This is a genomic window from Hyphomicrobiales bacterium, from assembly GCA_002869065.1.
In the GTDB taxonomy this organism is placed as follows: domain Bacteria; phylum Pseudomonadota; class Alphaproteobacteria; order Rhizobiales; family Rhodobiaceae; genus Rhodobium.
This window is the reverse complement of sequence record PKTR01000002.1, coordinates 1493423-1518159: the sequence shown is the minus strand read 5'-3', so window position 1 is coordinate 1518159 and position 24737 is coordinate 1493423. Positions and strand designations below refer to the sequence as shown.

The window sequence follows — 24737 nt, the reverse complement described above, 5'->3', positions numbered from 1 at the left end:
GATAGAGTGCGAATATAGGAAGTATTAAGCAATTTCCGTGTTTCTGGAGAGTCAGAAAACACGGGAATCTGATCATGTCCTTCAAAATTCGCACCTGGATCCTGCTCGCCGTGCTCGGAATTGCGGCGATCTCGCTCGGCACGACGGGATTCCTGGGCTACAAGCAGAGCCACTCACTCGTCAGCACCGCCATTTCGCAGCGCCTTCACAGCCTGCAGGAAAGCCTCAGCGCGCAAATCGCGGCCGAAGGCCAGCGCGCGGTCTCGCTTGCCGAAGCCATCGCCCACCAGCCTGACATCGTCGCAGCCTTTGCCGCGCAGGATCGCGAACAGCTCGCCAAGCTGCTTGTCCCCGTTCAGGACTACATGAAACCCAACTACGGTGTCCGCCAGTTCCAGTTCCATCTGCCGCCGGCAACATCGTTCCTGCGCGTCCACAAGCCGGCCAAATTCGGCGACGACCTGTCCTCGTTCCGCAAGACCGTGTTGCGCGCCAACGTCGAGAAGGAAAAGTCGCTCGGGCTTGAAGTCGGTGTCGCCGGCCTCGGCATGCGCGGCGTCGTCCCGATCAACGCCGACGGCAAGCACATCGGCTCGGTCGAATTCGGCCTCGCCTTCGGCCAGTTCTTCTTCGACAATTTCAAGCAGCGGTTCGGCTCCGACGCCGCGCTTTATCTGAAGCGTGAGGCGGGCTGGGACCGTTTCGCCAGCACCTTCCCGGAGAGTTTTGCACTTTCCGACGAAATGCTCGAAGCGAGTTTCGCCGCCGAACAGATCGATCCGGTACGCGATATCGAAGGCATCACGACAGCGCTCATCTATGAGCCGGTGACCGACTTCTCCGGCACCGTGATCGGCGTCGTCGCCATCGGCATCGACCGTTCCGCCTTCGACGCAACGCTGCAGGAAGGCCTGCTCTTCACGCTGCTGTTCGCCGCTGTCGCCCTTCTCGTCGCAATCGGCATCACCATTGCGCTCGACCGTCATATCGGCCGTCGTCTGCAGCGCCTGACCGGCAACATGACGCGGCTTGCCGATGGCGACACCAGCATCGAGCTCAAGGCCATCAGCGACAAGGACGAGATCGGCGACATGGCCCGCGCCGTCGAGGTGTTCAAGACCAACGCCATCGAGCGCGAACGCCTCGAAGCCGATGCGGATCACGCCCGCGCCGCCGAAACCAAACGTCAGGACCGCATCGAGCATCTCATCGGCGAGTTCCGCGAGAAGACCCGTTCGGTCCTCGAAGTGGTGACCACCAGCAGCGGTCAGCTGAATGCAACCGCCCAGGCGCTGATGTCGGTGGCCGAAAACACCGCCATGCAGTCATCGAGCTCTGCGGCGGCTTCAGAAGAAGCCTCGTCGAACGTGCAGACGGTTGCCGCCGCCGCCGAAGAGCTATCGGCCTCCATCGAGGAAATCCGCCGCCAGATCGGTCACGCCACGACCACCATCCGCGACACCAGTTCGGCCGCCGCCAGCGCCAACACCCAGGTTGCCGGCCTTGCCGACGCCGCCGACCAGATCGGTTCGGTGATCACCCTCATTCAGGACATCGCCGAACAGACCAACCTTCTGGCGCTCAACGCCACCATCGAGGCCGCCCGGGCGGGCGAAGCCGGCAAGGGCTTCGCCGTGGTCGCCTCCGAGGTCAAGTCGCTCGCCAGCCAGACGGCAAAGGCGACCGACGAGATCAGCGCCCACATCAACACGATCCAGTCCTCGACCCACGAGGCCGTCGGTTCGATCGAGCGGATCGCCAGCGAGATGGGCAATGTCGCCGGCACCACCGAGGCAATCTCGGCGGCTATCGACGAACAGGCCTCGGCGTCCGTCGAGATCAGCCAGAACGTCCAGCAGGCGGCCGCCGGCACCCAGGAAGTCGCACACAACATCACCGGCGTCAGCACCTCGGTATCGGAAACCCGCGACGGCGCCGGCAACGTGATGACGGTCTCCGAAACGGTTTCCGAGCGGGTTCGCGAGCTCGAAGACGTGGTCGAAAGCTTCCTCAAGGAAGTCGCCGCGGCCTGATCGCGCAACGCCGCTCAAAACACGAAACGGCCGCTCCTTGAGGGCGGCCGTTTTCACATCCGAAGCCGTCTCGGTCTTCAGTTCTGATCTTCGGGAAGGATCGGCAGCGGCATCACGTCAACGCCTTCCTCGAGCAGCTCTTCGGCATCTTCCAGCGTCGTCTCGCCATAGATGCCGCGCTCCTCGGCGTCGCCATAGTGGATCTTGCGCGCCTCCTCGGCGAAACGCGAACCGACATAGTCGGCATTGGCGACGACTTCCTTGCGGATATAGCGCGCCAGTTCGACCATGCGCTGCTGATCCGGCGCCAGCGCACCCAGCGACGGCGGCGTCGTGGCAGCCGATACGGCCGCACCCGTCCCGCTGTCGGACGCGGAACTCCGCGAAACCGGGCCCGCCTCAACCAGGGCCGGACGCCCCTTCTTGGTGCCGACCACGGCAGGCGCCATCAGCTTCTTGCTAATCTCGGTCGACCCGCACATCGGACAGCCCAGACCGGCGCTCTTGACCTGCCCGTCGAAATCGGCGGAATCGCGGAACCAGCCCTCGAAATCATGGCCCTGGTCGCAGTTCAGCGAATAACGGATCATGCCCTTTCCTTCCGATTACGCCGGCCAATTGCGCTGGCTTGTAGGGCTCAGCCCTTCGCGCCCGTCACTCGGATGCAATCGTGTCACCGATCTCGAACGGACGATCGTTGCTCAACGACGGCACACGCCCACGCGTCGCCGCGATCGCATCGAGATCGAGATCCGCATGGATGACGCAAGGGTCGGTGCCGGCTTCGGCCAGCACGACGCCCCACGGATCGATGATCAGGCTGTGACCGAACGTATCGCGACCGTTCTCATGATGCCCGCCTTGCGCCGCCGCCATGACGAAGCAACCGTTCTCGATCGCCCGGGCGCGCAGCAGAATATGCCAGTGCGCCTCGCCCGTCTGCTTGGTGAAGGCCGCCGGCACGGTGAGCAGCGACGCGCCGGCCTTGGCAAGCGCGCGATAGAGATGGGGAAAGCGCAGATCGTAACAGATCGACATGCCGACCTTGATATCGCCCATCGGCGCGACCACCGCATCCGTCCCGGCGCGGTAGGTTTTCGATTCCCGATAGCGCTCTCCGCCCGGCAGATCGACATCGAACATGTGGATCTTGTCGTAGCGTGCCGCGATCGTCCCGTCCGGCGCGATCAGGAAAGAGCGGTTCGCCGCGCGCTCCGGCTCAACCAGCACCGCCAGCGAGCCGATATGCAGCCAGATGCCGAGTTCTTCCGCCAGCGCCCGAAAACGGGCCAGCCCGGCATCGTCGTCTTGCCGCGTGATCGAGGCGAACAGCACCTCGCGGTCGAGTTCCATCAAGGCCGTCTGCTCGGGCGTCAGAACATAGGTCGCACCGCCGGCAGCCGCTTCGCGGATCAACGCTTCGGCTTCGGCGATATTGCCATCGACTGAACGCGATGCGCAGAGCTGAACGCAGGCTGCCTTGAGGATCGTCATGCTCGTTTCACCCTTCTTCGCGCAGCTCTGACCGCGCACAGTCTTTGTCCCTGCAGACAACCTGGTCTGCAAGGTTCACCTGGACCGGAATGTTAGCACATCCTGGCTGTCAAACCACTGACCGCAATCTAGCCTGCGATGGTCGTTGGCAACCCGGGGAAAGGAAGGATACGGGAGCGATGCAGCGAGCTCCGCAACACCGCGAGGGACCCCGTTCAGGCATTCAGCAGCGGGTCGAGACCGCCGGCCCGATCAAGGGCATAGAGCTCGTCGCAGCCGCCGATATGCTTCTCGCCGATGAAGATCTGCGGGAACGTGCTGCCACCGCTCGAGCGGGCGATCATCTCGTCGCGTTTCGCGGGATCGCCGGTCGCATCGATCTCATTGAAGTCGACGCCCTTCTGGGCGAGCAGCCGCTTGGCCGCCGTGCAATAGCCACAGAACTTTCGGGTGTAGATCACAACATCAGGCATTCGGCATTCCATTCTGGCAGCCATCGCAAATGCGCGGCAGAGGTCACAGATGCTGGACGGCACCACCCCTGAATGGCGCGACCACGAGTATATTACCGATCACTTATAAATCAGTCGGCTCGCCACCGACAACCCTGGCGAACACCAGCACATCGACCTCGGCGGCGCCTGCGCGCAGCAAGGCGCGGGTGCAGGCATTCACCGTCGCCCCGGTGGTCAGCACGTCGTCGACCAGAACGACACGCCGGCCATCAATCGCGGCACGGCTGTCGGGATCGACACGAAAAGCCCCCTGCACGTTGCGCGCCCGCTCGTTGCAGGTAAGGCCGACCTGCTGACGGGTCGCGCGAATACGCACCAGCGCCGCCGGCTCGACCCGGCAATGCGCTGTCGACGCAATGCGTTCGGCCAGCAATGCCGACTGGTTGAAACGCCGCCGCCACAGCCGCCAGCGATGCAGCGGCACCGGGACAAGCACCGTGTCCTCATCGAGCAGTTCGCTTCCCGCACGCACCATCATGCGGGCCAGATAAGTGGCGACGTCGTGCCGGTCGCGGTACTTCAGCCCGTGCACCAAATCCCGCGCCGCGCCGCTGTAGACGGCGACCGCGCGCGCCCGGTTGAACGGTGGCGGTTCGGCAATCGCCGCCGCGCTCAGCGCACCGGATCCAAGATCATAGGCAAACGGCGTACCCAGCCGCTCGCAATAGGGCCGCTCGATCAGGCGAAGCCCGCTCCAGCAGCTCGAACAGAGCGCATCGACATCGGCAACAGGCCGGCGACAGGCCAGGCAGACCGGCGGCAACACCGCATCGACCACACGGTGAAATGCCCGCACGGCGGTGCCGCGCAACACTCCCATTGCGCCTGTTCCTGCAATCGCCGGCTTATTTGTCAAAACCTCTCCCCCGGTAGGGAAAGAAGTCTAGAGCATTTCCGACGCGTCAGCCCGCAAAATACCGCAGCCCCCCCGGGGCTCGAGCAACCACCGACTTGCCTTCAGCTCCGCGAAGGCCCAAACCGTAACCGCGCGCCATCGCCGTCCGGCCCGGCCTGGAACCGCAAGAAGCCAACACGGATCACCAATGCCCCTGTCACCATCCACGCCCGAAAACCTCCTGTTCGACCGCGCCCTGCTCGCCCGGCACCGTATCCGCGCCCTGCGCGCTGCGGTCGACGGCGCCGACTTCCTGCTGCGCAGCGTCGTCGAGGATACCGGCGACCGGCTTGCCGTCACCATGCGATGCTTCGAGACCGGCGTCGCGCTCGGCGATTTCACCGGGCAAACCGCGGCGATGCTGCAGTCTTCGGGCAAGGTCGAGACGATCATCCGTGCCGACGGTCTCATCGCCGGCAGCGATCCGGGCCGACCCGACCTCGTCATCGACGAGGAAGCGTTGCCCTTTGCCGAAGCCTCCCTCGACCTTGTCATCTCACCGCTTGCGCTGCATTTCGTCAACGATCTGCCGGGCGCGCTGATCCAGATCCGCCGCGCGCTGAAACCGGACGGATTGTTGCTTGCCGCCTTCCTTGGCGGCGAAACGCTGACCGAGTTGCGTCAGGTGATGCTGGAAGCCGAACTGGCCTGTGGCGACGGCGCGGCGCCTCGCGTTCTGCCGGTCGCGGAGTTGCGCGATGCCGGATCGCTGCTGCAGCGGGCGGGCTTTGCCCTGCCGGTGACCGATCGCGATCGCCTCACGGTGCGCTACGATACCCTGTTCCACCTGATCCGCGACCTGCGCGCCATGGGCGCGACGAATATCCTTGCCGAACGTGACCGACGACCGGTGCCGCGGGCCCTGTTCCTCAAGGCGGCCGAACTCTATCAGGAGCGCTTCAGCGATCCCGACGGACGCATCCGCGCCACCTTCGAAATCATCTCGCTGTCAGGATGGGCGCCCTCGCCCGATCAGCAAAAGCCGCTGGCGCCCGGTTCGGCGAAAATGCGGCTCGCCGATGCGCTCAAGACCGAGGAAATCAGCGCGGGGGAAACGGCTGATCCAGCGGATCGGTCGCACAGTCCTCGTTGACCAGATCGTTCCAGCGCAGATACGGCGAGTTGTTCTGCCGACAGACCGGTTTCTTCACCGAACCGGTGACGATCATGTCGGGCACATAGGAGTCGCCACGCCCGGCGATCACGGTTTCCATCCGCATCGTGAACGACAACAACACCGCCGAGAACACCAGCGCCACGGCGACCGAGATCAGCGCGAATTCGAGACTGGTCATTCCCGAGCGGTCGTCGAGAAACCGTCGCACAAGCTCTTTGACGTGGCGCATGGCAATCCCTCACAGGTCCTGCGGCACCGCGCGCGGCCCCGCAGAGGAAACAGATCGCCTAAAATTGCCGGAAAAACCTTAACGCACCGGTAACCACGCCGGGAAACAGATGAGAAAAACACCCGCTCCCGCGCGACGTGAGGAAAGGCCGTATTCGTTCTGGAGAAGCGCTATTGGCCCGCCGGGAACATCGCCGCCACGAGCGCGAACAGGTTCTCGGAAACGGCCTCACTGACAGCCGATGCAGCGCCGATCGAGATGATGGCGAACATCGCCGCAAGCAACGAGTATTCGATCGCCGTGGTGCCTTCCTCATCGCGCAGGAACGCCCGCGCGGAACTAATACACCCGCCGAAAGCCGCGCCTTTTGAGGCTTCACGTCGCACACTTCCTGGAGAGATCCATTCCTGCTGCATTGTCACTTCGGCCCCACTGCTGTGTTCTGGCCGCATCACAACAGGTCGATGAGATGCGGAATCAACGGCTCGTCGGCCGGCGGCATCGGAAAATCGCGCAACCGGTTCGGCTTGACCCATTTGAGGGCCTGACCTTCCCGGGCAACGACGGTTCCCGACCATCGGCGACAGGCATAGAGTGGCATCAAAAGATGAAAATCGGGATAAGCGTGGCTGGCGAAGGTCAGCGGGGCAAGGCAGGCCGCATTAACCGAAATGCCGAGTTCCTCGTGCAATTCCCGGATCAGGCTGTCCTCGGGCCGTTCGCCGGGTTCCAGCTTGCCACCGGGAAATTCCCACAGTCCGCCAAGCGCCTTGTCGGCCGGGCGCTGTGCGATCAGCACCCGCCCGTCGCTGTCGATCAACGCGCAGGCAACGACGAGCAGGATCGAAAGATCGGCATTTGCTTCGTTCACCCTGTCGGACCCCGGCTCAGCTGCGATAATCGCCGTTGATGGCGACATAGGCCTTGGTCAGGTCGCAGGTCCACACCGTGTCCCTGCCCTTGCCGAGACCGAGGTCGACGCGCACGGCGATCTCAGGCTTCTTCATCACCGCCGATGCCGCCGCTTCGGAGTAGTCGGGATCCCGCTCGCCATCGACCGCAACCCGGACATCGCCGAACCAGATCGCCAGCTTGTCGCGCTCGGCCGGTTCTCCCGCCTTGCCGACCGCCATGACGATCCGGCCCCAGTTGGCGTCCTCGCCGGCAACCGCCGTCTTGACCAGCGGCGAATTGGCGATCGACAGCGCTATCCTGCGTGCCGATCTCTTCGACGTCGCCCCTTCCACCGTGATCGACACGAACTTGGTTGCGCCCTCGCCATCCTTGACGACGTGGTGAGCGAGTTCGCGCAGCACCTGAACGAAGGCCCGACGGAACCTCGCCACACGCTTGCCCGAAACCTCCGCAATGCGGGCAACGCCCTTGGCCTTGCCGGTCGCGAAGGCGAGCACGGTGTCGCTGGTCGACGTATCGCTGTCGACGGTAACCGCGTTGAAGGTCTTGCGCACGGCGCGCGACAGCACGTCCTGCAGCACCCCGGCCGCCACCGGCGCGTCGGTGAAAATGAAGGACAGCATCGTCGCCATGTCCGGCGCGATCATGCCCGAGCCCTTGGCGATGCCGACGATCGACACCGTTTCGCCATCGAGCTTGATCCGACGCACCGCCACCTTCGGGTAGGTGTCGGTCGTCATGATCGCCTTCGCCGCATCGAGGAACCGCCCGGGCTCGGCCCGCCCGGCCATGTCGCCGAGCACCGCATCGAACTTGCTCGCATCGAGCGGCTCACCGATCACCCCGGTCGAGGCCAGAAAGACCTCGTCCGGCCGGCAGCCGGCGACCTTGGCCGCGGCCTCCGCCGACATGCGAGTCGATTCCCGCCCCTTGGTGCCGGTAAACGCGTTGGCATTGCCGGAATTGACCAGCAGGGCCCGCGCGGACCCGCCGGCAAGGATATCCCGGCACCATTCGACCGGCGCCGAAGGGCATTTGGAACGTGTGAACACGCCCGCCACTTCGGTTCCTTCGTCGAACACCGCCAAAAGGACGTCCGTCCGGTTTCGATACTTGATGCCGGCTTCGGCGGTTGCCAGCCGGACGCCACCGATCGCCGGCGTCTCCGGATAGGAGGCCGGCGCGAGGGGAGAAACCGTCAATTCCATGATGCGCCTCCAGACGCGTTGGCAAAGCGAAAAGCGAGCTTACTCGGTTTTCGCGGCATCCGCGCCGGTGATGTTGATCTTCGCCGACTTCTTCAGCTCCTCGAGCGTCTGCGACAGCCGCTCGCGCTTCAGGCCATCGGCGATCCGCTCGCGCACCGCTGCATAGGCCGGCGGCTGCTGCGTACGGCGTTCCTCGACCTTGATCACGTGCCAGCCGAACTGCGTTTTCACCGGTTCCTTGCTGTAGCTGCCATCTGCAAGCGCGAACGCGGCGGCGGCAAATTCCGGCACCATGCGGCCCTGCGCGAAGAAGCCGAGATCGCCGCCGGAAGACGCGGACGGGCCGACAGATTTCGCCTTGGCCAGCTCCGCGAAATCAGCACCGCCATCGAGGTCGGCGATAACGGCCTTCGCCTCATCCTCGGTCTTCACCAGGATATGGCGGGCATGCACCTCTTCTTCGCCCTTGAACTCGGCCACGCTCTTGTCATAGGCGGCGCGGATCACCGGCTCGGTGATCGCCTTCTCGATCTTCGCAATGTAATAGGCATCGCGCAGGGCCTGCGACTTGTAGAACGCCATCCGCGTCTTGTAGGTGTCGCTTTCGGCCAGCCCTTCGCTTTCGGCGGCCGCGGCCATGACATGCATGTCGACCAGCAGGTCGAGCAGGACACGGCGGCGGTCTTTTTCCGGCACCCGCTGCAGTTCGGCCGCGAAATCTTCGGCGATGACGGCAATGTCACCCTCGGTGATAGTGCGCCCCTCGACGGTCGCCGCGACGGCATTCCTGTCGACCGGCGTCTCCGCCCGAACCGCGCTCGCCGGCGCCCCGCCAACGAAGCCCACACCAAGCATCAAGGCGAATGCGAACGACCGGTAACTACGAAGCGGCATGATGAATTCCTTCTCGTTGAAAGCCCGCCTGTTCAGGCTGTCGGCAACGTGGCGACAGATATGCCGAATTCTGCGGCGTTGACAACCTACGACCCCACTCTTATCTGTCCAACGTTCCGCGCCCTGCGTCCGTCTGGCGCGGACATGTCGTGTGGGGCCGGTGCAAATCCCTTTCAGCCGGTCGTGCGAAAAGCAGAATTCAACTCGACTTGCCGTCCCGGACCGCGGGCCGCCCGCGGAATTTGGCTGGCGAGGAAAGGTCCTATACATGGTCGGCCTCAGTGCAATCGCACGCAAACTTTTCGGATCTGCCAACGACCGCAAGGTCAAGGGCTATCGCTCGCGCGTCGAAGACATCAACGCGCTCGAGCCGGAGGTCGCCGCACTCAGCGACGATGAACTGAGGGCCCGCACCGACGAGTTCCGCGCCCAGATCGCCGCCGGCGCCAAACTCGACAGCCTCCTCGCCCCCGCCTTCGCGACCGTTCGCGAAGCCGCCAAGCGCACACTCCATCAACGTCACTTCGACGTACAGCTGATCGGCGGCATGGCGCTGCACGAAGGCAAGATTTCAGAGATGAAGACGGGTGAAGGCAAGACCCTTGTCGCCACCCTGGCCGTCTATCTCAATGCGCTGACGGGACGCGGCGTCCACGTCGTGACCGTCAACGACTACCTCGCCAGCCGCGACTCCGAATGGATGGGCCAAGTCTACCGCTTCCTCGGCCTGACCGTCGGCGTCATCGTCCACGGTCTCGACGATGACGAGCGCCGCGCCGCCTATGCCTGCGACGTCACCTACGGCACCAACAACGAATTCGGCTTCGACTATCTGCGCGATAACATGAAGCACGAAACGACCTCGATGGTGCAGCGGCCGCATTACTTCGCCATCGTCGACGAAGTGGACTCGATCCTCATCGACGAAGCCCGCACGCCGCTGATCATCTCCGGGCCGCTCGACGACCGCTCCGATTTCTACAACACCATCGACACCTTCATCCCGCACCTGGTCGAAGAAGACTACGAGCTCGACGAAAAGACCCGCTCGGCGAACTTCACCGAAGCGGGCAACGAGAAGCTCGAGCGCGTGCTCGGCGAGGCCGGCTATCTGCAGGGCGACTCGTTGTACGACGTCGAAAACGTCACCGTCGTCCACCACCTCAACAACGCGCTGCGCGCTCACAAGATCTTCCAGCGCGACCGCGACTACATCGTCAAGAATGATGAAGTGATCATCATCGACGAATTCACCGGCCGCATGATGCCCGGGCGCCGTTTCTCCGAAGGCCTGCACCAGGCGCTCGAAGCCAAGGAGCACGTGGCGATCCAGCCGGAAAACCAGACGCTGGCCTCGATTACCTTCCAGAACTACTTCCGCATGTACGAAAAACTCGCCGGCATGACCGGTACGGCGTTGACGGAAGCGGACGAGTTCCTCGACATCTACGGCCTCGAGGTGCTCGAAATCCCGACCAACCTGCCGGTCTCGCGCGTCGACGATGACGACGAAGTCTATCGCACGGCGGCCGAGAAATACGCCGCCATCATCGAACTGGTGAAGGACTGCAAGCAGCGCGGCCAGCCGATCCTCGTCGGCACGACCTCGATCGAGAAGTCCGAGATGCTCGCCGACCTGTTGAAGAAGGACGGCTTCCGCCAGCGCGATTTCTCGGTGCTGTTCGACGGCGACCAGGGCGGCAAGGAAGAGAAGGTCTTCCAGGTCCTCAACGCCCGCTACCATGAGCAGGAAGCCCGCATCATCTCGCAGGCCGGTGTTCCCGGCGCCGTTACAATCGCCACCAACATGGCCGGCCGCGGTACCGACATCCAGCTCGGCGGCAACGCCGACATGCGCATCGCCGAAGAACTCGCCGACATGCCCGAAGGGCCCGAGCGCGAAGCCCGCGAGCAGCAGATCCGCGACGAGATCGAGCGGTTGAAGAAGATCGCGCTCGACGCCGGCGGCCTCTACGTCGTCGGCACCGAACGCCACGAAAGCCGGCGCATCGACAACCAGCTGCGCGGCCGTTCCGGCCGTCAGGGCGACCCTGGCCATTCGCGCTTCTTCCTGTCGCTGCAGGACGACCTGATGCGCATCTTCGGCTCCGACCGCATGGATTCCATGCTGCAGAAGCTCGGCCTGAAGGAAGGCGAGGCGATCATCCATCCCTGGGTGAACAAGGCGCTCGAAAAGGCTCAGCAGAAGGTCGAAGCCCGCAACTTCGACATCCGCAAAAACATCCTCAAATTCGACGACGTGCTGAACGACCAGCGCAAGGTGGTGTTCGAACAGCGCATCGACCTGATGTCCCATGACGACGTCGCCGACACTGTGGCCGACATGCGCCACGACGTTGTCGCCGACCTCGTCGCCCACCACATTCCCGAAAAGGCCTATCCCGAACAGTGGGACATGGTCGGCCTCCATCAGGAGCTGAACGAAGTTCTCGACATTGACCTGCCGGTCGAGGAATGGGCCAAGGAAGAGGGCATCGCCGAGGAAGAGGTCGAGGAACGCATCAACAAGGCCGCCAACGAAAAGGCCGCCGCCAAGGTCGCCAAATACGGCCCCGAGGCAATGCGTTACGTCGAAAAGGCGATCCTGCTGCAGACCCTCGACGGGCTGTGGCGCGAGCACATCTCGACGCTCGACCATCTACGCTCGGTCATCGGCTTCCGCGGCTACGCCCAGCGCGATCCGCTGAACGAGTACAAGACGGAATCCTTCGCCCTGTTCGAATCCATGCTGTCCAATCTGCGCCAGGTCGTCACCGGCAATCTGATGCGGGTCGAGCTGGTTCAGGAACAGCCGCAGATGTCGTTCGACAGCGATCTGCCGGAAATGTTCGCTCATCACGACGATCCCGAAGCCATGGGCGGCCTGTTCGGAGAAACCCCGGAAGAGGGCGACTATGAGGACCAGCCGCAGGTGCCGATGAGCTATGGCGCGGCGACGCGCCGGGTGACCGCCGAGGACCGGGATTCGAACAACCCGGAAACCTGGGGCAAGGTCGGCCGCAACGAGGCCTGCCCCTGCGGCTCCGGCAAGAAGTACAAGCATTGCCACGGCAAATTCGCCTGACGGCACGCGCCCGACGCTTTTGAAAACGCCCGCCTCGCGCGGGCGTTTTTGTTTGTGGAAGCGCGCTCCGCGTCAAACGGTCGCGACAAGCCTTGTCCTCGTGCATACTCGGGGTTCGCAAGCCCTGCCGCCAACCGGAAAGAGCGATGTCGACCCGCAGTTCCGTCTCCGCCGTTCCGCATCCGTCCGGCCTGCGCCTGCCGTCGTGGGTCGACCGGATCGTGTCCGCCGGCATCGTCAGCGACAATCCCGAGATCCGCCGCCGGCAGAAATTCGTCAATGCCGCCGCCTATGTGGGCATCGCAAATGCGGCCCAGCACGGCGTCTACAACGCCTTTTACGACTTCACCGGCCTGTGGCCGACCAACGTCTACAATCTGTCGATCATCGCTTGTTTCCTGCTCGTACCGGTGCTGCACCGCTTCGGTGAGAACATCGCGGCAGCCTGGCTGATCACGGCCATCTGCGTCGGCCATCTCGGCATCATCTGGCTCGTCGGCACCGAGAGCAATCTGCAGATCTATTTCACCCTTGGCGGGGTGATCGTCTTCTTCTTCGGCTTTAGAAACTGGCGCTGGTGGCTGAGCTTTCTCGCGCTCGCAGCCGTCGCGCTGCTGGCCGCTCTGCTGCTCCTGCCCCATCACGGTATCGTCGCCACGGCCGACCACGCGTTCCGCCAGAGCCTGTCGACGCAGGCCTATATGAACGCGCTTGCCATCAACACCGTGCTGATCGCCTACGCCCTGTGGGCCCTGCGCGAGGCCGAACGGGCGCTGCAGGCCGAGCACGATCGCGCCGAGACCCTGCTTGACACGCTGCTGCCGAATGCCATCGCGCGCCGCCTGAAGGCAGATCCGCAGGCACGCATCGCCGACCGGCTCGATTGCGTCGCCGTCCTCTTCGTCGATCTCGTCGGCTTCACGCCCGCATCGCGCTCCACCGCGCCCGAAGAGGTCGTCGCCTATCTCGACCGTCTCGTCTGCCGCTTCGACGAGCTGGCGGAAAAGCACGGCGTCGACAAGATCAAGACGATCGGTGACGCCTATATGGCGATCGGCATCGCCAGGCCGGACGATCCGTCACCCGCCGTCGCCGTCGGCCGGCTCGCCCTCGACATGCTGAAAGAGATCGGCGATCACCCGCCACTCGGCGGCTCCAATCTGACGCTGCGCGCCGGCATCCATTGCGGCCCCGCGATTGCCGGCGTTATCGGCGACAAGCGCTTCACCTACGATGTCTGGGGGGATGCGGTGAACATCGCCGCGCGGATGGAATCGCACGGCCTGCCGGGGGAAATCCAGGTGTCGGAGACCTTCGCCTCAACGACCGGTCACGCGCTTGCCTTCGAGCCACGCGGCAGCATCGACGTCAAGGGCGCCGGAGAAATGCCGGCCTATCTGTTGCGCGGCGCGAAATAGCGGCCGGCTCGGGCTACCAAGCCTCGACCTGCGTGCAGCCGGATTGCCCGCTATCATCGAAGACGTAGCGACCCTCGCAGACCGCGACGTAAAGCGGGCGCCGCTCGGCCTCGAACCGGTCGTGGCCCTCTTTCAGGTTGCGCCAGAAGCCGATCCATTCATCCTCGGAATGCTCGGAAAGCGCCTCATCGCTCATGCGGAAGGGAAAGATGTCGACGCCGACGGCGTTCTGACCGTTGCGCAGCGCCGCCGCGACCAGCGCGTAGATGTCGTCGATGCCGGCGTCGGTCATGGCGTAACAGCCGATCGAGACGCAGCTGCCGTGCACCATCAGATACGAGCCGGTGTGGCCGTGCGCCTTGTCGTAGGCGTTGGGGAAGCCGACATTGAACGCGAGATGATAGGCCGAGTTCGGGTTGAGCTGGCGTTCCGAGACCCGGTAAAAGCCTTCCGGGCTCTGGCCGTCGCCCTCTTTCAGCTTCGGCCCGAGCGTGCCCGACCAACGGCAGATCGGATAGTCGCGCAGCAGCTCGTAGCGCCCGTCCCGCTCCATCCAGACCTCAAGCAGGCCCTCGGACTTGAACAGGCGAAGGTGGACAGGCGCGCCGAGCGCCAATCCGCGCTCGGCAAGCAGATCGGCAAGGGGCTGTTGGCTCGCGCTGTCGGTCACACCCTCACCCTCGAACTGCAGAACGGGAAAGCCGAGCCAGACGAGCGCGGAGCGCGCATAGCCGCCGAGATCGGAAAAGGACGATGCCGCGACCGCGAACCCGACGCTCGCGCCAATGCCGGCAATGAACGCAACGACCAGAGCAAGCGCCAGCCGGCGGCCGCGTTTTCTCGGTCCGGCCACGGCAGGCGGCTAGTTGCCCGAGCCGAACCAGCGCGACAGCAGCGAGCCGGACGACTTGGCTTCCGCCTCCGGCGCCGTGTCGTCGGCGGCAATCGAGGACTCCTCGCCCGCATTTTCGGCGGGCTCGGCTTTCGCAGTCACCTCGGTGGCCGGCTTTTCAGGGGCCGGCTTTTCGGCAGCAGGCTTCACCGCCACCGTCTTGACCGGGGTCGGCGCCGTGTCTGCCGTTTCGGCAGCGGCGGCAGAGCCGGCGGCGGCCTTGTCCTTGTCACCGCCGAAAATGCTCGAGAAGAACTTGCCGGTTCCCGAACTCTGTTCCTGTTGCAGGGCGAGTGCGCGCGGCGAACGACGCGGTACCGGGACACCGCCGACGCTTGCCGGCGTCGCCGCGGCAACCGCCGTCGCCTCACCGGCAGCAGCCGTACCCTCGCCCGCATTTTCCTCGTCCGAATTGCCCTTGATGATCTCAGCAACAGCGGTCTTGCGCTTGGCCCACTCTTCCTCGCGTTTGCGCTGGTCTTCGAGCTGGGCGACGAGCTGCGTCACCTTTTCCTCGTCCTGGCGCTGCTTGGCGGCAACCGCCGTCGCGATCGGGTTCGGGATCGTGTAGGTCGGGCACGAGTTGCGGGCATTGAACGAGGCCCCGGCATTCTCGGGCGTTGCATTGAACACATAGCGCTTGGAGCAGACATCGACCTTCGGCGGCACCTTCGTGACCTCGAAATGGTCGGAACCCTCTTTCAGCATCTTCCAGAAATCGTAGCTCGGATCGTCGACGTGACGGGCGAGGTTCTCCGGCGTCATGCGGAACGGAAAGGCATGCACCTGGAAGTCGCGCTGACCTCCACGAAAGGCGTCGCGCGCCAGCGCGTAGATATCCTGGATCTGCTTGTCTTCCATCGCATAGCAGCCGCGCGATGAGCACGCGCCATGCACCATCAGGTTGGAGCCGGTGCGCCCGAAGGCCCGGTCATAGGCGTTCGGATAGCCGAGGTTGAACGACAGATGGTAGGATGAGTTCGGGTTCATCTGCGCAGGACGGATCGTGTAGAAGCCCTCCGGCGCCTGCCGGTCGCCCTCCTGCTTCTTCGGACCGAGCTTGCCGGACCATTTGCAGATGTCGAACGTGTTGAGCAGTGCGTAGCGCCCCGTGCGGGTCTGCTTCCACACTTCCAGCTGGGATTCTTCCTTGAAAATACGCACCAGGATCGGCGAGGTCGTTGCCATGCCGAGGCTGCTCATTTTCTGACGGACTTCCTGCGAAACCGGCCGCAAATGCTTCGGCCCGTAGCCGAGTTCATCAGGTGTACAGGCCGCTACCAGCCAGCCAACCAGAACAACCGCGAACAGTCGAAATATCACGGCAAACGCCCTCGCTCGGATTTAGTCACGTCCAATGCGGCCGGCACCGCTACCCGGTGTCGCCCGCTTCCACGAACCCGCACTTTGCGGCGAACATGCTTGACGCAGCGTTAAAGAACGCTCCGTCTGCCGCCGCAGCGCATTCCTCATTTCCATAGGATTCCGGCGTTTCCGTGACCTGTCAAAGGTCCTGTGCCGATTTAGAGGTCGCGACCGATCGCCAGGAACTTGTCCTGCCGCTCCTTGCGCAACTCCGCCGGCGTCAGCGTCGACATCTCTTTCAGCGCTTCATCGAGGGTCTTGGCGACATCGGCAAACACCGCTGCGCGGTCGCGATGCGCGCCGCCGACCGGTTCCTTGATGATGCCGTCGATGACCTTCAGCTTGAGAAGGTCCTGCGCCGTGATCTTCATGTTGGCGGCCGCATCCTGCGCCCGTGCCGAATCCCGCCACAGGATAGACGCCGCCCCTTCGGGCGAAATAACGCTGTAGATCGAGTGCTCTAGCATGAAGACCCGATTGGCGGTCGCAATCGCGATGGCGCCACCCGAGCCGCCCTCGCCGATGATCAGCGAGACATTCGGCACGCCGAGCCGCAGGCAGGCTTCCGTCGACCGGGCGATCGCCTCGGCCTGGCCGCGCTCTTCCGCACCGATGCCGGGATAGGCGCCGGCCGTGTCGACGAGCGTCACCACAGGCAGCGAAAACCGCTCGGCGAGCTCCATGATCCGCACGGCCTTGCGGTAGCCCTCGGGCCGCGCCATGCCGAAATTGTGATGAAGCCGGGACTTGGTGTCGTTGCCCTTCTCCTGGCCGATGACGGCCACGGGACGCCCTTTGAGTCGGCCAAGCCCGGCAACGATCGCGGCGTCATCGCCATACAGGCGGTCGCCGGCCAGCGGCGTGAAATCCTCGATCAGCGCCTCGACATAGTCAAGCGCATGCGGCCGGTCGGGATGACGGGCGACGAGGGTTTTCTGCCACGGCGTTAGCTTGCCGTAGAGATCGCTGAGCGCCTGCGCGGCCTTGATTTCGAGGCGGCTGATTTCCTCTGCCACGTCGACGGTTTCAGAACCGCCGTCGCCCAGTGTGCGCAGCTCATGGACCTTGCCTTCGAGATCGGCAACAGGCTTTTCAAATTCGAGATAACTATGCATCCGAAACCATCGGGATTGGGTGTGATTTTTCGGCCCCAGGAAGTGCCGCGACAGTGGCGAGGCGCGCTGTCCCTGTCAAGCGCGATCACCGGCTTTGGCAAACGGCGAAGGCCTGTTTGCGCAACTCTATCAGTTTTCGCTCGGCAGCGGGCGCGGCCGACCATTATCGTCTATCGCGACGAAACTGAACACCGCATCGGTCACCTTGACCTTGTCGCCGTGACGGTCGCGCAGCGCCCACGCCTCGACCTGAACCGACATCGACGTCCGCCCTTCGCGCACGATGCGCGTGTAGACGCACAACACATTGCCGATATGCACCGGCTTGAGGAAGCTCATCGCGTCGACGGCCGCCGTGACCACCCGGCCGCGGGCCCGTTCTCCGGCGCACAAGCCCCCCGCAATATCCATCTGCGACAGCACCCAGCCACCGAAGATGTCGCCGCTCGGATTGGCATCCGCCGGCATCGCCAGCGTTCGGATCGTCAGTTCGCCACACGGCGCGGTCGCCTCGTCCTGCATCCTAGTCCCCTTTGTCATACGGCGCCCGCGAAGCAGCACTTCGACCGCGCCGCCTTGCTGCCAAAACCTTCAAACTCACGATCCGGCAAGCGGATGGTGCTCGTTGACCAGCTGCTTCAGACGCTCTTCCAATACATGGGTATAGATCTGCGTCGTTGAAATATCCGCATGCCCGAGCAATTGCTGCACGGCGCGCAGATCGGCGCCGTTCTGCAGCAGATGGCTGGCGAAAGCATGGCGCAGCACATGCGGCGAGATGCGGTCGGCCGCAATCCCGAGCGCGGTGCCAAGAACCTTCAGATCGCGCGCAAACGCCTGCCGGGTGAAATGCCCGCTGGCGCCGAAGGACGGAAACAGCCAGGGCGTTTCCGCGTTGCCTCCGTCCTTGCCGGATAGTGCCCGCCTCAGCGCGTCGTAGTCGGCCATTGCCGATTTCGCCGCCGACGACAACGGCACCAGCCGTTCGCGCCCGCCCTTGCCGCGCACGGTCAGGAACGGTTCGTCGCGACGCACCGCACTTGCCGGCAGAGAGACGAGTTCCGAAACGCGCAGGCCCGTCGCGTAGAGCACTTCGAGCAGGGTATAGAGTCGCATCGCCCTGAGCCGTTCGGCATCGGTGCCGCTCAGGCCCGCATTGAACCGCGCCGCCTCGATCAACCGGTCGACTTCGGCCACCGACAGCACCTTCGGCAATGGCCGGCCCTTCCTCGGCGTCTGCACCGTGCTGGTCGGGTCGTCACCGCGCACGCCCTCGCCATAGAGGAAACGATGAAACTGGCGCAGCGCGGACAGCCGTCGTGCCTGCGAGCTGGCGGCATAGCCTCGCCTCGCGAGCTCCGCCAGATACCCGCGCACATCATCGGCCGACGCTTCCCCGGCGCCGACCCCGCGCGCGGCGAGAAAGCCGCTGAAATCCTCAAGATCTCGCCGATAGCCGTCGAGCGTGTTGTCAGCCGCGCCGCGCTCGGCCGCGAGCATCTCCAGAAAGGCCTCGATATGATGCAGCCCGCTCATGTCCGTCCTGTCGCCGGATCACTTGTCCAGCCGTTCCCGGTCGATCGGCATGCTCATTTCCCGCGGCGTCGGATCGACGAAGGTCGCCAATGCATACATCGTCCCATAGACGGCGGCGGCCAACAAAAGGACGATCGTCAGGTAGCGGGTCAATGTCGGCATTGATGGAATTCCATGGTTCCCGGCGGAGGCTTGTCCGGTCGACAGGCTTCTTTTTCGACCACCCGGGCGGCCGGCGCAAGACCCTGCAACGCTTGACAGCGCCGCGCGGGCGGGCTCAAAGCACGGTAACGACCGAAGGAGGGCAAGGCGTGACCAGCGATCGCGGAACCGGGGGCCCCTCGCCGCAATCGCGCGAGGGAGCGATCCTTTCCCGGCTTGGCAAACGCACCATCGTGCTGATCGGCATGATGGGCGCGGGCAAATCGTCGATCGGCCGGCGACTTGCAACCCGGCTGGGCCTGCCTTTCGTCGACGCCGACGACGAAATCGAACGCGCCGCCAATATGTCGATCCCGGAGATTTTCGAACGCCACGGCGAGCCCTATTTCAGGGATGGCGAGCGCCGCGTGATCGAGCGCCTGCTTGAAGACGGTCCGCAGGTTCTGGCAACAGGCGGCGGCGCCTTCATGAACGAGGAAACCCGCGCCAACATCGCCCGCGGCGGCATCTCGATCTGGCTGAACGCCGAGTTCGAGGTGCTGATGAACCGGGTTCGCCGCCGTTCACATCGCCCGCTGCTGCGCAATCCCGACCCCGAGGGGGTGATGAAACGGCTTCTCGCGGAGCGCAATCCGGTCTACGCCGGGGCCGATCTGGAGCTGCGCTCGCGCGACGTACCGCATGAAGTGGTGATCGACGACCTTTTGAAGCTGCTCGACGAGCACCTTGCTTCGCGCGAAGCTGCCGACTGACCGAACACGAAAGCTGAAAGAGCATGGACACCAAACCGAACGCCGCCAAGACCGTGCACATAGACCTCGGCAGCCGCAGCTATGACATCCTCATCGGCGACGGCCTGATCGCAGGCGCCGGCGCCGAGATCGCCAGCCGTTTCCCGAATGCGCGTATGGCTATCGTCACCGACGAGATCGTCGCCAGCCTGCATCTTGCCACCCTCACCGAGGGATTCGAGGCGGCCGGCATCGAATACCAGGTCTTCACGCTGGCGCCGGGCGAAGCGACCAAGAGCTTCGCCAACTACGAAAAGCTCGCCGAAGCCATCCTCGCGGGCCGGTTCGAGCGGGGCGATTTCGTCGTCGCACTCGGCGGCGGCGTCATTGGCGACCTTGCCGGCTTCGTTGCCGCCTCCGTGCGTCGCGGCATGAATTTCCTGCAGATCCCGACGACCCTGCTCGCCCAGGTCGATTCCTCGGTCGGCGGCAAGACCGGCATCAATACCCGTCAGGGCAAGAACCTGCTCGGTGCCTTCTACCAGCCGAGGCTCGTGCTCGCCGACACCGGTGCGCTCGCAACGCTGCCGGCTCGCCATTTCCGTGCCGGCTATGCGGAAGTGATGAAATACGGCCTCATCGACGATGCCGGTTTCTTCGAGTGGCTCGAGGCCAATCATGACGAGATTTTCGCCCGCGGCCCCGCGGCCAGCGACGCGATCGCGACCAGCTGCCGCGCCAAGGCGCGTGTCGTCGCCGCCGACGAACGCGAAATGGGCAACCGGGCGCTGCTCAATCTCGGTCACACCTTCGGCCACGCCTTCGAAGCCGGCGCCGGCTACAATGACAGCCTCGTCCACGGCGAAGCGGTCGGCCTCGGCATCGCCATGGCATTCCGCTTCTCGACCCGGCTCGGCCTGTGCCCGGCCAACGATCCGGCCCGTGTCGAAACTCATCTCAAGGCCTCCGGACTGCCGACCCGCATCGCCGATCTGGACAGCGGCCCCTTCGATACCGATATGCTGATGCGCCACATCGCTCAGGACAAGAAGGTCTCCCGTGGTACCCTGACCTTCATTCTGGCCCGCGGCATCGGAAAATCGTTCATCGCCAAGGACATCGATCCGAACGACGTGCGCGCCTTCATCGACGCAGAACAAACCCTATGACACTCATCGCTCTCTGGCTCACGGTTGCCGCCATCTTCGCCCTGCTGATCCTGTCGGCGTTCTTTTCCGGTTCGGAAACGGCGCTGACGGCGGCATCGCGCGCGCGCATCCATCACCTGGCCAAGAGCGGAAACAGCGCCGCCGCCATCGTCGCCCATCTGATCCAGGCCCGCGAGCGGCTGATCGGCACGCTGCTGCTCGGCAACAATCTGGTCAACATCCTCGCCTCGTCGCTCGCCACCAGCGTGCTCATCACCCTGTTCGGCGAGGCCGGCATCGCCTATGCGACGTTGATTATGACGGCGCTGGTGCTGATCTTCTCCGAGGTGCTGCCGAAGACCTGGGCAATCGGCGACCCAGACCGCTTCGCCCTTGCCGTCGCTCGCCCGATCCGCGTGCTTGTCGCTGTTTTCGGCCCCGTCATCAAATGGATCGAATGGCTGGTTCGCATCATCCTGGGAATGATCGGCGTCCATGTCGATGAGAACCGCGCGGTACTCTCGGCACGCGACGAACTGCGCGGCGCCGTCGACCTGCAGCACCTCGAAGGCGGTCTCATCAAGGCCGAGCGCGACCGCCTCGGCGGTCTGCTGGATCTCTCCGAGCTCGAAGTCTCCGACGTCATGGTCCATCGCACCAAGATGGAGGCGCTGAACGCCGACGACCCCGCCGACAAGCTGACCGCCGATATCCTGTCGTCGAGCTTCACCCGCCTGCCGCTGTGGCGCGGCGAAACCGACAACATCGTCGGCGTCGTGCACGCCAAGGACTTCCTGCGCGCCCTGAACGCGGTCGACTGGGACGCCTCGAAGATCGACATCATGACGGTCGCGACAACGCCCTGGTTCGTGCCCGACACCACCAATCTGCACGATCAGCTCAACGCCTTCCTCAAGCGCAAGGTCCACTTCGCGCTCGCCGTCGACGAATATGGCGAGGTGATGGGGCTCGTCACGCTGGAAGACATTCTGGAAGAAATCGTCGGCGAGATTTCCGACGAGCACGACGTGGTCGTGCAGGGCGTGCGCCCGCAGACCGACGGCTCGGTCATCGTCGACGGCACCGTGCCGATCCGCGACCTCAACCGCGCCATGGACTGGGAACTGCCCGACGAGGAAGCGACGACGATCGCCGGCCTCGTCATCCACGAGGCGCGCATGATCCCGGAGGAACGCCAGGCCTTCACCTTCCACGGCTTCCGTTTCCGCGTGCTGCGCAAGCAGACCAACCGGATCGCCCTGTTGCGCATCACCCCGGTCGCCGCGACCGAGCTTTGAGCCGGGCGGCGCACAGTTGCGCTTGCGAACCCTTCGGGTTCGATGAGTGCCGTTCAACGCTTTTTGTCGGGCATTGCGCCAACCCACCCACTCCCCGTCACCCCGCGCTTGACGCGGGGTCCATTGCCCATCTCGAAACGGTATGCCGCCGAAGTCGAGCACGGCCGGTTTTCATTCGCAGGTGCTTTTTCTCGGAGCTTCTGCCATTGGATGCCGGATCAAGTCCGGCATGACGACGGAGAGGCTATGGCGAGTGGCCACGCGGTGCAGGCTGCCGGGCACAGATGTCGGCCCCACCCACTCCCCGTCACCCCGCGCTTGACGCGGGGCCCATTGCCCATCTCGGACCGGTACGCCGCAGCATTTGGCTATAGGCTACCGCCCTCTCATGGCGTCATCCTCCGGCTCGACCGGAGGATCGGGTAGCCCAGTCACCGGACGTCTTGGCTCTTGCACCCGGATCAGCAGTCTGAGTGCCCATCCCCCCGGCCGTGCCGGATCGAGAACGATCCTCCGGTCGAGCCGGAGGATGACGGGAGTGGGGATGGGAGGATCACGCGCGGACGAGCGACAAACCCTCAGCCAATCCATCACCTCAACGCAAAAAGCCCCGCCAGAATGGCGGGGCTCTTGTTTCGAGAAGTCAGTTCCCGATCGGATCAATCGCAGACCTTGACCCGCTTCTTGATGATCACGCGCTCACCGTAACGGTTCCAGCGCTTCTTCTTGATCGTCGTCCAGTAGCAGTCACGCGGCGCATAGGAGTTGGCGATCATGGCGCCGGTGGCGAGGCCGAAGACCAGGCCGGCCGCGGCCGGGCCGTAGTGATGGCGGCGATGATGGCGATGACGCCAGCCAACCTTGACCACATTCGCGTCGGAACCGTCCGTGGTCGCGACCGCCGGGGTCAGCGCGGCGCTGACGTTGGCCATGCCGGCCGAGGCCGAGGTGGTGGTGGCGGCAAGCGAGCCGGCCAGAAGGGCGGCGGCGGTGAAAGTCGAAATCGCGGTTTTGCTGATCGTGGTCATTGTCGTTCTCCTCTGTGTCCGGGGCCTTCCCCCGGTCGATGTCCTGTCTGGTTCAATTCCTGCCGGGCGTTTCGTCCTTGGTGCCCGTCGATGATTGAACTCTAGCGCGCCCCGAAATTTCCCGGTGTGACGCCCGTCACGCTTTTGCACTTCGGCAAAAAACCTCGCCGAAAACCCCGCCCAACGCGTGCGCACGCGATCCCGGGGATGGAATCGCGCGCCCACGCGAAAGACCGTCAGCACGCCTTTAAAAGGTATTCAGTTTTCCGAATAAGACGGCTCAGACCGCAAATACACCCTGGCTTTGCGGCCCTAAAATACCGGAATTGGCAACCAGAAACCTGATTGAAAGATCGAAGAAATAAGCTAACTTATTAAAATAAAGAAGAGATTCGCCACGCCTGCGACAAACCGTACCAAGGCGATTTTCCTTCTTCAAAAATCGGTATTTTGTAATATTTATATAATCATTCTAATTTGCAAAACGGAGCACACAGATGGAAAACGCAGTCGCCCCCGCCGCCCCGGCCTTCCCGCAGCTGAACAAGCCGGCGCCGGACTTTAACGCCCCGACCACGCACGGTCCCAAGAGCCTCGCCGACTACAAGGGCAAGTGGCTCGTGCTGTTCTCGCACCCGGCCGACTTCACCCCGGTCTGCACCACCGAGTTCATGGCCTTTGCCCGCGCCCAGGATCAGTTCGCCGCCCTCAACTGCGAACTGCTCGGCCTGTCGATCGACAGCCACTACGCCCACATCGCCTGGGTGCGGAACATCGAGGAGAACTTTGGCGTCAAGATCAACTTCCCGATCATCGCCGACCTCTCCATGCAGGTGGCCAACGCCTACGGCATGATCCAGCCGGGCGCGAGCGACACCTCTGCGGTGCGCGCCACCTTCATCATCGACCCGGAAGGCGTGCTGCGCGCCATGGTCTACTACCCGATGTCGAACGGCCGCTCGATCGACGAGTTCGTCCGCCTCGTCACCGCGCTGCAGACCTCCGATGCCAACGGCGTCGCCACCCCGGAAGCCTGGCAGCCGGGCGACAAGGTCATCGTGCCGCCGCCGGGCACCACGGAAGCCGCCGCGAAGCGTGCCGATGAGGGCTACGAGTACACCGACTGGTACTTCTCCAAGAAGAGCTTGTAAGCCGCATCCTCCTGAGGCTTCGACTCTCGCTTGCAGAAAAGAAGGCCGCCCGGTTCGCCGGGCGGCCTTTTGCTTTGCGATTGCCAAAACTCGGGAACCGCCCTACCGCCGTCGGGTCGGCTCGCCCGGTGCCGTGGCGTGGATCGCCAGCGCATGCAGCGTGCCGGCCATTTCCTCGCCGAGCAGGTCGTTGACCATGCGGTGACGGTCGACCCGGCTCTTGCCCTCGAACATCGATGACACCACGAAGACGCGGAAGTGCGTGTCGCCGCCCTGATCAGCGTGGCCGTGCCGCGGCAGATGGCCGGCGTGCTGCTCGGACTCGTCGACAACCTCAAGGCTTTCCGGCTGAAGCGCCAGTTTCAGCTTCGCCTCGATCAGATCTCTCATGCTCATTTGGTACTTCCGTTTCTGTGGCGCGGCGCCGCATTCGCGTCGCTAACCGTTTCGAAATCCGTTTCGACGCCTATGTAGGGCATGGTAAGCCCGCTGCCAGCGGCACACGACA

At 64.0% G+C, this 24737-nt stretch carries 24 protein-coding genes; 8 read left to right on the top strand and 16 right to left on the bottom strand.

Annotated features, from left to right (window positions below):
* The first annotated feature begins 74 nt into the window (after positions 1–74).
* The gene (locus tag C0606_10705) at positions 75–2033 is read left to right on the top strand and encodes a methyl-accepting chemotaxis protein (GenBank protein PLX38643.1); all 1959 of its coding nucleotides are present in this window, start codon (positions 75–77) and stop codon (positions 2031–2033) included.
* A 77-nt stretch (positions 2034–2110) separates the two neighbouring features.
* Here C0606_10705 and C0606_10700 read toward each other — a convergent pair whose 3' ends face one another.
* From C0606_10700 to C0606_10685, 4 genes are all read right to left on the bottom strand, one after another.
* The gene (locus tag C0606_10700) at positions 2111–2623 is read right to left on the bottom strand and encodes a DUF1178 domain-containing protein (protein ID PLX38642.1); all 513 of its coding nucleotides are present in this window, start codon (positions 2621–2623) and stop codon (positions 2111–2113) included.
* Between the two features lie 64 nt (positions 2624–2687).
* A complete protein-coding gene (locus C0606_10695; protein PLX38641.1) occupies positions 2688–3527 on the bottom strand; it encodes an amidohydrolase in 840 nt (279 codons plus the stop codon).
* A gap of 215 nt (positions 3528–3742) precedes the next feature.
* On the bottom strand, positions 3743–4000 hold the full coding sequence (gene grxC / locus C0606_10690; protein ID PLX38640.1) for a glutaredoxin 3: 258 nt from the start codon (positions 3998–4000) through the stop codon (positions 3743–3745).
* Positions 4001–4103: 103 nt separating this feature from the next.
* A complete protein-coding gene (locus C0606_10685; protein ID PLX38639.1) occupies positions 4104–4862 on the bottom strand; it encodes an amidophosphoribosyltransferase in 759 nt (252 codons plus the stop codon).
* Between the two features lie 223 nt (positions 4863–5085).
* On the opposite strand from C0606_10685, the gene C0606_10680 reads away from it, so the two are divergent.
* Positions 5086–6030 carry an SAM-dependent methyltransferase gene (locus C0606_10680; GenBank protein PLX38638.1) on the top strand — a complete coding sequence of 315 codons (945 nt, stop codon included), beginning with the start codon at positions 5086–5088 and terminating at the stop codon, positions 6028–6030.
* Here C0606_10680 and C0606_10675 read toward each other — a convergent pair.
* The 5 genes from C0606_10675 to C0606_10655 form a co-directional block, all read right to left on the bottom strand.
* Positions 5978–6283 carry a hypothetical protein gene (locus C0606_10675; GenBank protein PLX38637.1) on the bottom strand — a complete coding sequence of 102 codons (306 nt, stop codon included), beginning with the start codon at positions 6281–6283 and terminating at the stop codon, positions 5978–5980. The two genes, C0606_10680 and C0606_10675, sit on opposite strands and share 53 nt — an antisense overlap.
* A 170-nt stretch (positions 6284–6453) precedes the next feature.
* The gene (locus tag C0606_10670; GenBank protein ID PLX38636.1) at positions 6454–6699 is read right to left on the bottom strand and encodes a hypothetical protein; all 246 of its coding nucleotides are present in this window, start codon (positions 6697–6699) and stop codon (positions 6454–6456) included.
* A 35-nt stretch (positions 6700–6734) separates the two neighbouring features.
* A complete protein-coding gene (locus C0606_10665; GenBank protein PLX38635.1) occupies positions 6735–7202 on the bottom strand; it encodes an 8-oxo-dGTP diphosphatase MutT in 468 nt (155 codons plus the stop codon).
* Positions 7171–8406, bottom strand: a complete 1236-nt coding sequence (locus tag C0606_10660; protein PLX38634.1) for a bifunctional ornithine acetyltransferase/N-acetylglutamate synthase — start codon at positions 8404–8406, stop codon at positions 7171–7173. The genes C0606_10665 and C0606_10660 overlap by 32 nt, the downstream gene beginning before the upstream one ends.
* 39 nt (positions 8407–8445) lie before the next feature.
* Entirely contained in the window at positions 8446–9570 is a 1125-nt protein-coding gene (locus C0606_10655; protein ID PLX38633.1) for a peptidylprolyl isomerase, read from the bottom strand.
* Between C0606_10655 and C0606_10650 the strand changes: the two genes are divergently transcribed.
* Together C0606_10650 and C0606_10645 are read left to right on the top strand one after the other, a co-directional pair.
* The gene (locus C0606_10650) at positions 9569–12385 is read left to right on the top strand and encodes a preprotein translocase subunit SecA (protein ID PLX38632.1); all 2817 of its coding nucleotides are present in this window, start codon (positions 9569–9571) and stop codon (positions 12383–12385) included. The two genes, C0606_10655 and C0606_10650, sit on opposite strands and share 2 nt — an antisense overlap.
* Positions 12386–12531: 146 nt before the next feature.
* Entirely contained in the window at positions 12532–13803 is a 1272-nt protein-coding gene (locus C0606_10645) for a hypothetical protein (protein ID PLX38631.1), read from the top strand.
* Positions 13804–13816: 13 nt separating this feature from the next.
* On the opposite strand, the gene C0606_10640 is transcribed toward C0606_10645, so the two are convergent.
* The 5 genes from C0606_10640 to xerD form a co-directional block, all read right to left on the bottom strand.
* Entirely contained in the window at positions 13817–14656 is an 840-nt protein-coding gene (locus C0606_10640; protein PLX38630.1) for a hypothetical protein, read from the bottom strand.
* A gap of 9 nt (positions 14657–14665) precedes the next feature.
* Positions 14666–15931, bottom strand: coding sequence for a transcriptional regulator (locus C0606_10635; protein ID PLX38629.1), 1266 nt, complete (start codon positions 15929–15931; stop codon positions 14666–14668).
* Between the two features lie 287 nt (positions 15932–16218).
* The gene (locus C0606_10630; GenBank protein PLX38628.1) at positions 16219–17175 is read right to left on the bottom strand and encodes an acetyl-CoA carboxylase carboxyl transferase subunit alpha; all 957 of its coding nucleotides are present in this window, start codon (positions 17173–17175) and stop codon (positions 16219–16221) included.
* 129 nt (positions 17176–17304) lie between these two features.
* Positions 17305–17715 (bottom strand): acyl-CoA thioesterase, encoded by a 411-nt coding sequence (locus C0606_10625; GenBank protein PLX38627.1) that lies wholly within the window; start codon positions 17713–17715, stop codon positions 17305–17307.
* Between the two features lie 57 nt (positions 17716–17772).
* Positions 17773–18711 (bottom strand): site-specific tyrosine recombinase XerD, encoded by a 939-nt coding sequence (gene xerD / locus C0606_10620; GenBank protein ID PLX38626.1) that lies wholly within the window; start codon positions 18709–18711, stop codon positions 17773–17775.
* A 164-nt stretch (positions 18712–18875) separates the two neighbouring features.
* Between xerD and C0606_10615 the strand changes: the two genes are divergently transcribed.
* The 3 genes from C0606_10615 to C0606_10605 are packed head-to-tail and all read left to right on the top strand — an operon-like array spanning position 18876 to position 22050.
* Positions 18876–19625 (top strand): shikimate kinase, encoded by a 750-nt coding sequence (locus tag C0606_10615; GenBank protein PLX38625.1) that lies wholly within the window; start codon positions 18876–18878, stop codon positions 19623–19625.
* A 23-nt stretch (positions 19626–19648) separates the two neighbouring features.
* Positions 19649–20773: a 3-dehydroquinate synthase gene (locus C0606_10610; protein ID PLX38624.1), complete on the top strand. Its 1125-nt coding sequence runs from the start codon at positions 19649–19651 to the stop codon at positions 20771–20773.
* Positions 20770–22050, top strand: a complete 1281-nt coding sequence (locus tag C0606_10605; GenBank protein PLX38623.1) for a hypothetical protein — start codon at positions 20770–20772, stop codon at positions 22048–22050. The genes C0606_10610 and C0606_10605 overlap by 4 nt, the downstream gene beginning before the upstream one ends.
* A 659-nt stretch (positions 22051–22709) precedes the next feature.
* Here C0606_10605 and C0606_10600 read toward each other — a convergent pair.
* Entirely contained in the window at positions 22710–23078 is a 369-nt protein-coding gene (locus C0606_10600) for a hypothetical protein (protein ID PLX38622.1), read from the bottom strand.
* Positions 23079–23575: 497 nt separating this feature from the next.
* On the opposite strand from C0606_10600, the gene C0606_10595 reads away from it, so the two are divergent.
* Positions 23576–24229, top strand: coding sequence for a peroxiredoxin (locus C0606_10595; protein ID PLX38621.1), 654 nt, complete (start codon positions 23576–23578; stop codon positions 24227–24229).
* 102 nt (positions 24230–24331) lie between these two features.
* On the opposite strand, the gene C0606_10590 is transcribed toward C0606_10595, so the two are convergent.
* Positions 24332–24625, bottom strand: a complete 294-nt coding sequence (locus tag C0606_10590) for a BolA family transcriptional regulator (GenBank protein PLX38620.1) — start codon at positions 24623–24625, stop codon at positions 24332–24334.
* Positions 24626–24737: the final 112 nt, after the last annotated feature.